This window comes from Cycloclasticus sp. P1, assembly GCF_000299965.1.
In the GTDB taxonomy this organism is placed as follows: Bacteria; Pseudomonadota; Gammaproteobacteria; order Methylococcales; family Cycloclasticaceae; genus Cycloclasticus; species Cycloclasticus pugetii.
In genome coordinates this window covers 2,263,816-2,277,564 of sequence record NC_018697.1, presented here as the reverse complement: position 1 = coordinate 2,277,564, position 13,749 = coordinate 2,263,816, and the positions used below count along the sequence as shown (strand labels likewise).

General features: G+C 44.3%; 17 protein-coding genes and 1 riboswitch. Of the genes, 9 read left to right on the top strand and 8 right to left on the bottom strand.

All coding sequences use genetic code 11. The features are described from left to right. Position 1: 1 nt before the first annotated feature. Genes Q91_RS10995 through Q91_RS10965 form a run of 7 tightly spaced genes read left to right on the top strand, consistent with a single transcriptional unit; the run spans position 2 to position 5,358 of the window. Positions 2–352, top strand: a complete 351-nt coding sequence (locus tag Q91_RS10995; protein ID WP_015006979.1) for a hypothetical protein — start codon at positions 2–4, stop codon at positions 350–352. Beyond that, positions 349–1,128: an SDR family NAD(P)-dependent oxidoreductase gene (locus tag Q91_RS10990; RefSeq protein WP_015006978.1), complete on the top strand. Its 780-nt coding sequence runs from the start codon at positions 349–351 to the stop codon at positions 1,126–1,128. The genes Q91_RS10995 and Q91_RS10990 overlap by 4 nt, the downstream gene beginning before the upstream one ends. Before the next feature lie 25 nt (positions 1,129–1,153). Further along, on the top strand, positions 1,154–1,813 hold the full coding sequence (locus Q91_RS10985; protein ID WP_015006977.1) for a glutathione S-transferase family protein: 660 nt from the start codon (positions 1,154–1,156) through the stop codon (positions 1,811–1,813). Positions 1,814–1,863: 50 nt separating this feature from the next. Then, positions 1,864–3,219, top strand: a complete 1,356-nt coding sequence (locus tag Q91_RS10980; RefSeq protein ID WP_015006976.1) for an aromatic-ring-hydroxylating dioxygenase subunit alpha — start codon at positions 1,864–1,866, stop codon at positions 3,217–3,219. Next, complete coding sequence (locus Q91_RS10975; protein ID WP_015006975.1) at positions 3,212–3,754, top strand: 3-phenylpropionate/cinnamic acid dioxygenase subunit beta; 543 nt, start codon at positions 3,212–3,214, stop codon at positions 3,752–3,754. Before Q91_RS10980 ends, Q91_RS10975 begins: the two co-directional genes overlap by 8 nt. 30 nt (positions 3,755–3,784) lie before the next feature. After that, a complete protein-coding gene (locus Q91_RS10970) occupies positions 3,785–4,543 on the top strand; it encodes an SDR family NAD(P)-dependent oxidoreductase (protein ID WP_015006974.1) in 759 nt (252 codons plus the stop codon). Next, positions 4,540–5,358, top strand: a complete 819-nt coding sequence (locus Q91_RS10965; RefSeq protein WP_015006973.1) for an SDR family NAD(P)-dependent oxidoreductase — start codon at positions 4,540–4,542, stop codon at positions 5,356–5,358. The genes Q91_RS10970 and Q91_RS10965 overlap by 4 nt, the downstream gene beginning before the upstream one ends. A gap of 118 nt (positions 5,359–5,476) precedes the next feature. Here the strand turns inward: Q91_RS10965 and Q91_RS10960 are convergent, their stop codons facing one another. Continuing rightward, entirely contained in the window at positions 5,477–6,286 is an 810-nt protein-coding gene (locus Q91_RS10960; RefSeq protein ID WP_015006972.1) for a class III extradiol ring-cleavage dioxygenase, read from the bottom strand. A gap of 81 nt (positions 6,287–6,367) precedes the next feature. Between Q91_RS10960 and Q91_RS10955 the strand changes: the two genes are divergently transcribed. Continuing rightward, complete coding sequence (locus Q91_RS10955) at positions 6,368–6,928, top strand: cytochrome b (protein ID WP_020162748.1); 561 nt, start codon at positions 6,368–6,370, stop codon at positions 6,926–6,928. A 43-nt stretch (positions 6,929–6,971) separates the two neighbouring features. On the opposite strand, the gene Q91_RS10950 is transcribed toward Q91_RS10955, so the two are convergent. From Q91_RS10950 to Q91_RS10920, 7 genes are all read right to left on the bottom strand, one after another. Then, positions 6,972–7,829 carry a 2-keto-4-pentenoate hydratase gene (locus tag Q91_RS10950; protein WP_015006970.1) on the bottom strand — a complete coding sequence of 286 codons (858 nt, stop codon included), beginning with the start codon at positions 7,827–7,829 and terminating at the stop codon, positions 6,972–6,974. 5 nt (positions 7,830–7,834) lie between these two features. Beyond that, positions 7,835–9,121, bottom strand: coding sequence for a M18 family aminopeptidase (locus Q91_RS10945; RefSeq protein WP_015006969.1), 1,287 nt, complete (start codon positions 9,119–9,121; stop codon positions 7,835–7,837). A gap of 1 nt (position 9,122) precedes the next feature. Then, entirely contained in the window at positions 9,123–9,512 is a 390-nt protein-coding gene (msrB, locus tag Q91_RS10940; RefSeq protein WP_015006968.1) for a peptide-methionine (R)-S-oxide reductase MsrB, read from the bottom strand. 54 nt (positions 9,513–9,566) lie between these two features. Then, positions 9,567–10,472 carry a phospholipase A gene (locus Q91_RS10935; protein WP_020162745.1) on the bottom strand — a complete coding sequence of 302 codons (906 nt, stop codon included), beginning with the start codon at positions 10,470–10,472 and terminating at the stop codon, positions 9,567–9,569. 137 nt (positions 10,473–10,609) lie between these two features. Then, on the bottom strand, positions 10,610–11,524 hold the full coding sequence (locus Q91_RS10930) for an MBL fold metallo-hydrolase (RefSeq protein WP_015006966.1): 915 nt from the start codon (positions 11,522–11,524) through the stop codon (positions 10,610–10,612). A gap of 24 nt (positions 11,525–11,548) precedes the next feature. Further along, on the bottom strand, positions 11,549–12,163 hold the full coding sequence (locus Q91_RS10925) for a hypothetical protein (RefSeq protein ID WP_015006965.1): 615 nt from the start codon (positions 12,161–12,163) through the stop codon (positions 11,549–11,551). Continuing rightward, positions 12,163–12,720, bottom strand: a complete 558-nt coding sequence (locus Q91_RS10920) for a DUF4202 domain-containing protein (RefSeq protein ID WP_015006964.1) — start codon at positions 12,718–12,720, stop codon at positions 12,163–12,165. The genes Q91_RS10925 and Q91_RS10920 overlap by 1 nt, the downstream gene beginning before the upstream one ends. A gap of 114 nt (positions 12,721–12,834) precedes the next feature. Here Q91_RS10920 and Q91_RS10915 point away from each other — a divergent pair, with 114 nt between their 5' ends. Beyond that, entirely contained in the window at positions 12,835–13,557 is a 723-nt protein-coding gene (locus tag Q91_RS10915) for an isoprenylcysteine carboxylmethyltransferase family protein (RefSeq protein ID WP_015006963.1), read from the top strand. Between the two features lie 72 nt (positions 13,558–13,629). Then, positions 13,630–13,706: riboswitch (S-adenosyl-L-homocysteine riboswitch) on the top strand. Positions 13,707–13,749 lie beyond the last annotated feature (43 nt).

The following is a 13,749-nucleotide window of genomic DNA, read 5'->3' as shown; positions in this document are numbered from 1 at the left end:
AATGAGCAACGCGATAGCACGCCCAGATACCAGTGATATTGAGGCTGAAATAAACAAATGGGCGCTTCCAACCACAGAAGATAGGCTGGTAAAGCGAATGAATAGCACAATGGATGAGATTAATTCATTCCATTATGCAATGTTACCAAAGCTGCCTGCGATCATTGATTACTTAAACCAATTTAAATTGGCTGACTTATCAGAAGAGGACCTTAAGCTATCAAGAGCAGCTCTTGCCATGTGTGAGGTTGATAATGCGGTGTATAAATGGAAAGCACCGATTTTAAACACCGGCATCGATACGTTGAGAATGGTTAAAAAGTCAGGCTTTAGCGACAGGGTTATCTTATGAGCGGTCGTCTAGCAGGAAAGGTTGCTTTAATAACAGGTACCGCAGGTGGTCAGGGCCGTGCAGCGGCAGAAATGTTTGCCGCACAAGGCGCAAAAATTGTTGGCTGTGACGTAAAAGAAGGCGAGCACGAGGAAACAGTTCGCCGGGTTGTTGATGCGGGTGGTGAAATGGTCAGCCGTGTTGTTGATTTAGGCGACGAAGATCAAGTAAAAAGCTGGATAGATTTTGCAGTAGAAAGCTACGGTGATTTTGATATTTTATATAACAATGCGTCCGCCGTACGTTATGGCAAGATTGATGAATTTTCAACCGAAGACTGGCACTGGCTAGTTCGTAATGAGCTGGATTTGGTGTATTACGCGATCAAACATGCCTTTCCAATTATGAAACGCCGAGGGGGTGGCAGTATTGTCAATACTGCGTCTGCTGCGGGTGTTATTGGGTCTACTTTTGCAGGTCATATCCATCAATTTGCACATTCCATGACAAAAGGCGGGGTGATTGCGATGACGCGAACATTAGCGGCAGAGTTTGCCGATGCCAAAATACGCGTTAATAGTATTTCCCCAGGATTAATTGAAACCCCCGCATTTGCTGTTTTCCCAGATAAAGCGCTGTTGAAGAAAATGATCGATGACATTATGAAACTACAGCTGATGGATGTATTAGGGCAGCCTGAAGATATTGCTTATTGCGCACTCTATTTGGCCTCAGAAGAATCCCGCTTCGCGACGGGGCAAAATTTTTGTATCGATGGTGGCCTCACGGCTATTTAATTAAACAATCACATAAGGAATGAACATGATTAAGCTTTATCATATAGAAGCTGAAGGGGATCCCTTCGGTGGCTCACGAAACGGTTGTAAAGCCGTTATTGCATTAGAAGAAATTGGTGTGGGTTATGAAATCAATGCATTAGATCGGATGGCTGATTGTCGACCTACCGATGCGCCTTACCGACAAATAAATCCAAATGGTGTCACACCCACGATAGATGATAATGGTTTTATTCTTTGGGAGTCAGGCGCTATTCTTCAGTATCTAGCCGATGCAAATCCATCATCTGGCTTATTACCAACAGATTTAAAAGAACGTGCCAAAGTTCTACAGTGGGTAGCGTGGGAAGGAGCATCCTTTGCGCCGGCTTTACTCAACTTCTTTTTCGCCATGACCGCGCCTGAGCCAGATGAAGCAACTGTTGCCAGTACCAAAGAAGCTTTCCTAAGCACGTTAGGTATCCTAAATAAGCAATTAGCAGGGCAAGACTATATCTGTGGTTATTACTCCATTGCCGATATCGCTATTGGCGCGATTACCTCGCTATCTTTTCTTCTTGGTCTTGATTTATCACCCTACCCGAACATTTTATCTTGGTTAGCTCGTTTGCGTGAAAAACCATCTTGGCAAGCAGCGCCAGCGGTAATGTCGGATATGGAGGCTGGTAAAGAACAAATTGGTTAATAGTCAATTCGAGTGCTTAGCCAAGGTATAGCGCTTAGGGAGGATAAGAGATGAGTAAGTTTGATTACAATAAATTAATAGATAATGAAGCAGCGCTGCAATCACGCAGTATTTTTTGGGAACCAGAGATTTATCAAGAAGAGCTAAAGCAGATCTTTAATCGCTGCTGGCTTTTTTTGGGACACGATAGCCAATTACCTGAAGCAGGCGACTTTTTAAGAACTTACATGGGCGAAGACGATGTGATCGTTGTGCGTGGTGAAGATGGTGAGGTAAGAGCCTTTTTGAATGCCTGTAGTCACCGAGGTAATAAAGTGTGTCATGCGGAGTGGGGTAAAACAAAAGCCTTTACGTGCTCATATCACGGTTGGGCGTATGACAATATGGGTGAGCTGGCTGCCGTGCCGCTAGAAGAATCAATCTATGACAATTTGGATCGTAGTAAGTTAGGTCTGGTACCGGTGGCTAGGGTACAAAACTACAAGGGAATGATCTTTGGTACCTTTGCCGAAGAAGGCCCGGACCTAGTGGAATACTTAGGCGACATGGCCTATTACCTAGATGTTGTACTCGATGCTTCACCAGAAGGGATGGAGCTTATCGGCACGCCATACCGAGTAGAAATACCCGGTAACTGGAAGCTACCTGTAGAAAATGCGATTGGTGATGGCTATCACGTAGCTTGGGCACATGCGGGTGCTATGCGAGTGGTGGGCACTATTGGTCAAGGACGTAGTGAATCGGTTCTTGGTATTGGCAAAGATAACACCGGCTTTGATGACTCAGGGCAATTACAAATTGCAATACCGCCACATACTATCTTATCCACACTCGATGGGCAGTCAGGCTATGCACTATATGATAATCCCGGGCCGTGCATTGAGCACCTTGAGCGAGTGAGGCCAAGTGTTGTGGAGCGTTTAGGTGAGGTGCGTGGCAAGCAACTACTAGGCTCAGAGACGCATATGGGGGTTTTCCCTAACTTGCAAATTATTCAGGGTTTAAACCTGCTGCGGGTTATTCACCCGAAAGGCCCAGGTGCTTTTGAGGTGGCAACCTATTCTATGGCAGATAAAAACACACCTGATGAGGTGAAAGATATTATTGTCAAACATGTCGGTCAGACATTCGGCTCAGCGGGTATTTTAGAAGGTGATGATGGTGATTTTACCGAAGCGATCACACACTCTCCCAATGGGTATGCAACTAGGCAAATGAAGGGTTGGCTGGGTATGGCTAAGGGGCGAACAATGGATTGGGATGGGCCTGGAGAAGCCTCCCCGGGTATTGTTAATGAGCTTTGTCAGCGAGAGTTTTATGCGCAGTGGCAACGAACTATGTTGGCTGAATCAGCCAGCGATATTTTGCCGCAAGCACCGGTACAGAAGGAGTCTGTCAATGGCTAGAAAACAAAAAATAGCGCCAGTGGGCAAAGACACAGATATGCAAACAGCTTATCGAATAGAACGGTTTTTGGCAGCTGAAGCACGTGTTTTGGATGAAGAACGTTACGATGATTGGCTGACCATGTTGGATGAAAACATTGCTTATAAAATGCCTATTCCAATGAATACTTATCGAAGGAACAGGCTAGGCAAAAGTTCCATTTGTGAAACGATGATCTACGATGAAAACTTTGAAAAGTTAAAGCAACGGGCAGCCAGAGAAGATACCGGCATGGTTTGGCTAAACGACCCAGCGACCCACCATGTTCGTACCGTAACAAATATTGAGTCGTTTTGTACCGATGAGGCGAGTGTTTACGATGTACGAAGTAAATTTACCTTGTTGCGCGCAAGACGCGATAAAGACCATATTAGCCATACCGGTACACGTAAAGATTTGTTGCGTGATACTGGTGATGGCCTGAAGTTAGTCGCAAGAACGGTGTTTTTACCTGCGCGGGTGATCGTCGACAAAAACTTAAACATGTTTTTCTAAGCATAAAACTAATTTAATTAAGGAGTCATAATGACAGCACGAATGGAAGGGCATAATGCCATAGTGACAGGTTCATCATCGGGAATGGGGCGTGCAACAGCACTTCGTTTAGCTTCAGAAGGGGCCAGTGTGTGCTTGGCAGATATTAATACAGAAGGTAATGCCGAAACGCTGGAATTAATTAAACAACAAGGTGGGCGTGCCATAGCACAATACTGTGACGTGTCAGATGAAACACTGGTAAAAGAAATGACCGCTTCGGCAGAAGCGGCTTTTGGTTCTGTCTCTATTTTATTTAATAATGCCGGTTTTGAAGACGGTGATGGCAATACCGATGAGTTGGACGTTGATGCTTGGGAAAAAGTGCAGTCGATTAATACACGAGGTGTATTTTTGGCCGCTAAATATGCACTTAAAAGTATGATAGCGGGTGGCAAAGGCGGCTCGATCACAACAACATCCTCTATTGGTGGGCTGATAGGTACACCTGGCGGTCTGCATTCTTACTGTGCTTCAAAAGGGGCGGTTATCTCATTAACTCGTTCATGGGCCGTCACGTATGCGAAGCATAAAATAAGAGCAAATGCTATTTGCCCCGGCCTTGTGTTAACCTCTATGGTTAAGAGAATTGGTCCAGAGTTTATAGAGGCAGCCTCTGGTATGACACCGTTAGGTCGGGGGGCGGAGCCAGAAGAAATTGCCAATTTAGTGGCGTTTCTTTCAAGTGAAGAATCACAGTTTATTACTGGGGCGATTATCCCCATTGATGGTGGGTATACGGCACAATGAGTCAATATCCAGCCTTCTCGTTAGATTTATTTCGCCTAGATGGGCAGATCGCGCTGGTTACTGGCGCGGGCTGCGGGTTAGGTAATGTATTTGCGCGCGCCTTGGCTTCAGCAGGCGCAACGGTCGTGTCGGCAGATATTAATTTGGCATCAGCGGAACAAACGGCTGAAGAAGTTCGCCTGTTGGGTGGTAAGGCTTTATCAGTTGAGGTTGATGTCAGTGATGTTGATTCAGTGGCGGCAATGAATAGGGCGGTACTTCAGGCATATGGCAGGCTAGATATTTTAGTGAATAATGCAGGTATCGCCAGTCCAGCAGATCGAATACATGAGATGCCAGTAGAAGACTGGGACCGTGTGAACGCGGTTAATACTCGGGGGGTATTTCTGTGTACTAAAGCAGTGCTTCGACAAATGATGGCACAAAAGAAAGGTTCTATTATTAATATTTCTTCGGTGGCTGGTTTGGGTGGTGTATCAAATGATTTGTCTGCGGTGGCTGCGAATTACTCTGCTTCTAAAGGGGCGGTAGCAACGTTGACCAAACAGATTGCTGTGGAATATGGAAATGAGGGTATTCGTTGTAATGCGATAGCGCCAGGCTGGCATTTGGGTACGCAGCTAGGCCGTGAAGCATTGCCGTTAAGTGAGGCTGATATTGCTGCGATGGTAGAGAAACTGCACGGGTTAACGCCGTTGAATAGAACAGGCGACCCTGAGGAGTTGGCTGGTTTATTGGTGTACCTAGCTAGCGATGCGGCTTCTTTTATGACGGGGCAAGTGATCGCGCATGATGGTGGTTGGACGGCTTGGTAAATTTAATACGTCGATAATAAAAAAGGGCTGATGGCGCACCCCTTTTTAGTATTCTAATACAGCACTTGTATTGCCTTGTTTGAGTTTTAGCGGCATTAAACGTGCGCTAATAGTTAGTTTAATCAAATTGATAGGCTGAAACGTTAACGCCCATAACATTGTCTTGGAAGATGTTTTTGCCTTGGTTGTTTCCGCCCGCTCCAGCAACGACCATTAACGGCAGTAGGTGTTCTTCCCGTGGGTGTGCTTGTCGAGCGGAAGGTGCGTTGAGCCAGTTGCCAAGTCGTTTGTTTCGTTCGTCGGGTTTAGACTCACAGGTGTTTGTTAGCCAATGATCAAATGTGGCGGCATGATTACCAATATCTTGCCCCCGCATTAAGGTGTCCATATTGTGAAAGCTCATACCACTGCCGAGAATTAAAATATCTTGTTCTCTTAAAGACTGAAGTGCAGCGCCAACTTGAATATGGTAAACGGGGTCTAAGTTATGTTGTAAGGACACTTGAACAACCGGAATATCCGCATCTGGAAACATCACTTTTAAAGGCACAAAGGTGCCGTGATCATAGCCATGATCGGGGTCAAGTGCACAGTCAATATCTGCATTTTTTAAAAGCGCTTGTATTTGCTTAGCAAGCTTTGGCGAGCCTGGAGCAGGGTAAGTCAGTTCGTAAGTATGTGGTGGAAAACCGTAGTAATCAAAATATAGCGGCGGGTGAGGCTGCGAGTTGATCCTAATAACGTCTTCTTCCCAATGTGCAGAAATAATAATAATGGCTTTTGGCTTTCTCGGAAGAATTTTATGTAGGTTTTGTAACCATGCTTTCATGGTGTCCCAAGTATCTGCAGGGCCACGCGTCCAATCCATAAAAAAACAAGGGCCGCCTCCATGAGGGATGTAAATAGTTGGAAAAATTGGGTTGGACATAAGCCTTAAATAACTATTGAATTAGGTAAGATATGATATATCATCTAACGCTTAAGTAACTAAAAAAAAGAGGGGGTTTAAATGAGTGATTCGAGAGTTAAGCTGTCGTGTGTATCCGTTGCGCTGCATTGGATTGTCGGCATTTCAATAATTATGTTGGTAGCCGTTGGTGTGTACATGACCGATTACAAGGTGTATGCCTTGTATCCTATCCATAAGTCGGTAGGAATGATTGTTTTTATCTTTATATTTGCACGTGTGGTCTGGCGCGTGAAACAAGGTTGGCCGGAGCCTGCAAGTACCTATAAATCATGGGAACATGCACTGTCTAAACTGGTACATTGGACGCTTATTATTGCGACAGTAGTGATGCCTGTTTCAGGAATGTTAATGTCGGGTCTAGGCGGGCATGGGCTTTCTGTTTTCGGCTTAGAGCTCTTGGCTGCAACACCAAATCCTGATGAGGCTGGAAAAATGATCCCTATTAATGGGCCTATTGCAGGGGTGGCGCACGAGACACACGAAATTGCTGGTAAGTTAATGTTTGTAGCATTTCTTTTACATGTATCAGGTGCACTAAAGCACCACTTTATGGATAAAGATGGTACTTTGAAAAGAATGCTTGGTCAGCGCATAGACTAAACATCAAAAGGGCGGGAAACCGCCCTTTTTTATTTGTTTGATTTTATTTAAACAACACCGATACACTAACGTGCTGTTGATCTCCAAGTCCTGTATAGATGGCAGTTAAACGACCTTTTTTTATAGGTACTGGCGAAGTAAGGCTACCAAGTGATAAGTAAGCGCCTGGCTTTAGAGGGTAATTTAAAGCCAATAGACGATCTCTTAGCCAACGAATAACATTAACTGGGTTGCCCATCAGCGAGGAACAGGCGCCAGTTTTTAAATGGCTGCGGTCCTCTTCGTAGACGATGCCGACTTGACAGAGGTTTAGGTTTTCAATCAATTCCATTGGAATCGGTTCCCCCATCACTCCATAACGAGCGCCGGTATTAATCGCCATCAGCATGTCGGCTGTTAACGGTTTATCTGTTGAAAAAAGCCTATCGGGTACCTCGATAAAGGGAATAACTTGGTCAATAGAGGCGAGTATTTCTTGATCGGTTTTTGCGTTATTGATGGCGGAATCTTTGATTCGTACCAATAAGTCAGCTTCTGCAAACGGGTGAGTGGCGGCGTTTATGTTGATTACGGCGGGGCTTTCTAGCAACATTTTATTTAAAAATATGCCTAGCAACGGCTGTTCAATGCCCATTTTTTGTTGAATGTCTGGGTTTGTTATAGCCGCTTTGTACCCAGCGATGCCGCCCCAATTTTCCGATAAGGCATAGACAACGTGTTTTTGAATTTCTAGCGCCGTTTCTGTTGTCAGTCCGGGAATGGCATCGGCCTCAGTGTTATCAGTAAAGTGCTGATAAATATCCAACGCTGTACGTGGTACAAAGTTTTCTTGGCGCATAAAAAAGATAGCCACGGCGGCCACGGCAAAGATTAAAAAGGTAAATTTAAATTTAAATTTCATAAGCTTTAACTGAAGAATTGAGTAAATACATGAGTGATGTCGTGATGGTCGGCGACCCCTGCGCTTTCGCGGATGCTATGCATTGCCCACATTGGGCAACCTACATCAACGGTTTGGATGCCTAGTTGTGCCGATGTCATGGGGCCAATAGTGCTGCCACAACCCAAGTCGGTTCGGTGGGAATATTGCTGATAAGCGACTTTAGCCTGTTCGCACAAATGAATAAATCGGGATTGAGAGGCACTGTTTGAGGCATAGCGAATATTCGCATTTACTTTGATAACCGGACCCTGATTAACGAATACCTTGTGCTCAGGTTCATAAGCATTAGGGAAATTAGGCTGATAAGCGTGAGCCATATCGGCGCTTATCATAAAACTATTAGATAAAGCGCGTTTATAGTCCTCGGTAGATAGGTTTAGTGAGCCTGCAATGCGTTCGAGTACATCGGGTAAGAAGCTGCCATCGGCCCCTTTATGGCTGTTGCTACCTATTTCTTCATGGTCAAAAAATGCACAAATATTAAATTGTTGCGAATGCAGGGAGGCGTCAGATATTAACGCACTGAGACCAGCGTGACAGGAGGCTAAATTATCGAGTTGACTATTGGTGTAAAACTCATCATTCAAACCGTATAGGGAGCCTGCCTGCGTGTCGACAGCATGTAACTCCCAGGCAGAAATAGTATCACTATTGATGCCCAGCTCCGTTGCTAACAGCTCAACAAGAGCCGGTTGTTCATTATCGAGTGACAGCAATAAGGGCAGCTCGGTTTGTTTATTAAGCTTTAAGCCATCGGTATTAACCTGCGGATTCATGTGTATAGCAAGGTTTGGGAGGCGTAGAAAAGGCTTTTTAAAATATACTAATTTGGAGAGTAAGGTGCCGTTTTGGTTGATATGTACGCGCCCTGCTAGGCTTAAATCGCGGTCGGTAAAGGTGGCTAGCAATGGGCTACCATAAATCTCTACAGCTAAACGGTTGATACCGCTTTGTTGTTGGTCTGGTTTAGGTTTTACCCGTAACCCTGGTGAGTCAGTGTGGGCGCCGATCAGCCTAAACCCCTCTTGAGCAAGGTTATTTGAACCGACGGTAAAGGCGATGATGCTAGAGTCGTCTCGTTTGACATAATAACGCCCATTCGGTTGTAATGCCCATGTATCACCCTCTAATAGTTCACTGAAACCTTTGTTATCTAGGATTTCTTTGCTCGTGTGAACAGCGTGCCAAGGGCTTGGGCTAGCATCGATATATTGCAGTAAGGCTTGGGCGTGTTGTTGGGCAGTTAACATGTTATTTCTTGGGGTCTAAATTGAGTGATGCGGAATTAATACAATAGCGTAAGCCTGTTGGTTGCGGGCCGTCTGGGAAGACGTGTCCAAGGTGGCTATCACATTGAGCGCAGACCACTTCAATACGGACCATACCGTGACTTTCATCTCGGTTTTCTTTAATAGCATTTGAGTGGATGGGCTTCCAAAAGCTTGGCCAGCCACTACCCGAGTTGTATTTGCTGTCGGACTCAAACAGAGGCGTGTCACAGCACTTGCAGAGATAGAGGCCCTCGGTTTTAGTGTCTACATAAATGCCAGAAAAAGCAGCTTCGGTGCCCTTTTGGCGGCAAATATTATATTCTTCTGCGGTTAATTTAGCTTTCCAGTCGTTGTCACAGTCTGTTTGCATGCGTTGACCCTTTGATGTTGATGAATAAATTATACCTGACAAAAAAGTGCTGGTTTATAACCAATCATTCAGTTGGATTCCAAAGCCTAGGCTATTGGTGTGGTTGTTATAGTCGAGAAGGCTCTCGCCGTAACCATTGAACCATTGCACATAGCCGCGAACATTATTATGTATCGGGAAGCTCCAGCCCAGTTCGATAGCACCTTTATTGCTGCTTGTTTTGAGGTTATTTCTGAATAGAAGTGAAAAGCTATGTTGTTGTTTTTTATACACGCCCCTTAATTCAAAGTGACCTAAAAAGTCGTCAATATCATGGTTGTCATCTTGTGATTCACTTTCAGGAATACGGTACCAGGGTTTAAATGACAGGTAGATGTCGCCCTTTTCTAGGATAAAGTCTGTATAGAGGCGGTTCCAGCTTCTTGATAATAAGCCTGATTGGCCATTCGATTGATGGGTGAACCCCGTCAAAATGGCAGAGTTGCGGAACCCTAAAATTGTATAGTCGGTGTCGAACGAAAGCCATGTTTCAGCTTCATGATTGGTGTCACGAAAGGGGGAAGAGTGAGTTTTATTGAACTGCTGCCAGAAAGACCGGTTGGTGTATGCGGCATATAAATCCCCTTGCCCAAAGATAAGGTTTCGAGCGATGGGCAGTTTCATGCTGATTTGAAACTTTGTTTCTAGGTGCTGAAGATCTGGGTTAACGTCTGGGTAAGCGGCTTCAAATGGTGTTGTGCTAGGATCGCTGGTGTTATAGCTGGCAATAATGTAATTAGGTTTATGTGGCAGCAAAGAAAAAGCATTCCAACTGGCAGTTTTTTCTTGCAGTTGGCGACGCTTTAATGCAGAAAAATGCTCCTCCTCTGAAGCCATTGTGTCTTGGCATTGCTGTTTCAGTTCGCCCACGGTCATAGTGTTTTCTGCCGTATTGAGTAAATTGGACAAGCAAGTTGTCATCGGATTGTCTTCGGCAGCAAATAGCGGGGTACAGAATAAAGTCAGTACGGTAAGAAGTTTTTTCATAGTCATGATTTGGGTAATAAAAAAGCAGCTGAAAAAAAGGTCAGCCGCTTTTTTTGTATTGTGAGGGTAGTTTATTGCTGTTTGGGTAGGCTCTTAAAGATTATTTTAATCCAGTTCTCTTCGTTGATAAAACCACCACCCCAAGCGGCCCATTTGCTAGGTAATCCGGCCAGTTGGATTTGATCAAGTGTTTTACCTGAAGCGGCTTGCTGCTTAACGAACTGTGTTGTATCGGTTAGCATTGCGTAATAGTTTTTTAGCCCGTTCACATCCGATAGTTCGCCATGGCCTGGGATAACAAGCGTATCTTCAGGTAATGACTCAATTATTTCGCCGATATTGTGTGTCAAGGTAAAGGCATTGCCTCCGGTGTCTAAGTCTACAAAAGGGAAAAAACCATTAAAAAAATGATCACCTAAGTGAGCAACATTGCTTTTTGGAAAATAGACGACAGCATCACTATCAGTGTGACCATGTGCATGGTGGATAAATTGAATTTCCTCATTATTAAAATGAATGTTAATGGCTTGTTCAAAGGTGATGATGGGCCACGCTTCTTTTGGTGAGGCCGGTGACTTCCCAAAGAAGTTTTCTTGGTCAGTCATTAAACGTTTCCTGGTATTCGTATGCGAAATAATGGTCGCATCTTTTGAAAAATAAGCGTTATTACCAGAATGGTCACCGTGCCAGTGAGTATTAAGAATAAAGCGCAGCTGACCTTTGCTGATATCGTTTAGTGCGGCATCAATTTTTTTGGACATTGGCCCCAGTTGGTCATCGACCAATAAAAGGCCATCTGGGCCAGCCGATACGCCAATATTACCGCCGGCAAAGCCTCCAGCTCCTTCAAGCATATAAATATTACCGCGTACATGCGTTGTTTTAAGTGTGATGTTTGAAAAGACGTCTTCTGTAGATCCTGCATAAGATTGGCTAAAAAGAAATGCAGAAAGGAAGAATAAAAAAATCTTGTTGCCTACGTTCATTTATTGTCTCCGAGATTTTTTGTTTTATGAGTCATCATCCGGTGTTGGATGCCACCCAGAATACCATAAGTCAATAGGGATTATTTCAGGCTTGATACCATTTTTATGGAACCACGAATCAACAGCAAACCGTTTGCCAGAGTCTAGCTGCTCGATGACCGCAGATGTATGCGGCCAACCGTTTAGGAAGAAACCGCGGTTAATACGATAGCCTTCTTTATGAAAGCGCATTAGCCCGCGCTCACGAAAGAGTCTTAGGTATAAAGTTGTGTTTGTGGCCTCATCAACGCAGTCCATTTGATGGCTACGGTCTTGAAAAAAAGCGGCGAACGTACCCGGCAAGTCGTCTTGAGTGTGTGTTATCTCACCAATAAACGTTTCCATTTGAGCAATGGCCAGTGATAGTTGCTGGCGTTCTATTTTAGCTGATGCTGCTTTAGGTGAAAAAAGTTGCTCAATGGTGAACCATTGAGCGTCGTCGAGTGTTACAGTCTGAACTGTTTTGCAACCATAGCCATAACACACCTCAAAGGCGTCAGCGGGTACTGTCACCAGTTCTTTTTTTGGCAAGGCGCAACCGGCCAGTAGGGTTAAAAAGCCAAGCCCGATAATAAAAGAGGTAAGCGCAGGTTTGTGCATTAAGCCAATGCCTTAGCGACTAATTTTTCTAAATGAGGCGGTAAGGTTAAGGCTAACGCCGCTTGGCGGCCCTTATCCGACATTTTCCCCCAAGTTTTTTGCACAATGTCAATTATTTTTTCTTCACTATGTTTGTTGGCAAAGGCATCGAAATAATGGTTTAAAAAAACCAAGCAAGACACGTCTTCCAATGTTTGTGCCTCAGGGTCAGATTTAAGCCTCTTTTTTTGAATAATACTGTTTGCTCGTTCAATGTCGGCGTCGTCATAGCCACTTTCTTGCATCGCGTCGACTAAAATTTTTGCATGTAATTTCGCCAGCTCTGTGCGCCACGTTAAATAGCCCGTTAAACCGGCAGGGTAATCTTTTCGAGCTAGTTTCCAACGACACACATGCTGGGCATAGCAAGCTAAGGTGAGAGCGTCAGATGCGTTTGGTTCAAAAGCCTGAAGGGTTTTTAGCATGCGTTGTGAATATAGCGCTTCTGTGCCGTTTGTTGGGTCGTTAGCATTAGCGAGGTCAATACGTTGCAGTGTTTGTTGTAATTTAGTTGTCATAGTGTGTTGAGTTGCTGTTTGGTGGAGTTAGCGTAGGTGCCGATCGTAGGCGTGTATTCTTACTTCTCATAAAGGTAATATAGCAAGAAAATTCAATTTAAATGGGAGAAGCTGATGAGATCTTGGGTGATGCTATATGGGGTGGTTAGTTATGCTCTATTTTGTGCGGTCTTTGTCTATTTTATAGGGTTTGTTGGCGGCTTAGGTGTCTCGAAGAGTCTCGCAACACAGTCGACAGAATACTCCCCTTATGCCTTAGTGGTGAATATTGGCTTACTACTCATATGGGGAGTGCAACACAGTGTTATGGCGCGTGGCTGGTTTAAAGACATGATATCGTCAATGGTGCCGCATCAAGTAGAGAGAAGCACCTATGTATTGGCTTCAAGCCTTGTGTTGGCGATGCTTATGATTTGTTGGCAGCCAATGAATGGCATTGTCTGGCAAATAACAAACAAAGCTGCCATAACACTAGTGTGGTCGGTGTTTGCTTTGGGTTGGGTGGTGGCTCTTCTTTCAACATTTTTAACCAACCATTTTGATCTATTTGGCTTGCGTCAAACGTGGTTGTTTTTTGTTAATAAAACATACACTCAGGTTAAATTTAAAGAGCGTTTATTTTATCAATGGGTTCGTCACCCAATGATGTTAGGTTTGTTAGTAGTATTTTGGTCCTTACCAACGATGACTATTGGGAATATCGTGTTCTCAATTGGCATGTCAGCCTACATTTTTATTGGGATTTACTATGAAGAAAAAGATCTGGCTAGAACCTTGGGTCGGTCTTACACAGATTACCAGCAAAGAACAGCGAGAATTCTGCCAACAATTTATTAGCAAAGGTGGTTTAAGGGCATTGCTAAGCTAAGCCCTTGAAATTTTTAATATATGATCTAAAATAGCTTCACCTTGAATAAGGAACGCTGCGACAGGATCTTCCTGCTAGGCTTATTCAAGCAGTCAAATTTTAACTGCGTTCATTATTAACAGGAAACTGAAATAATGAGCATGGTGTCTAGATAAAACGGT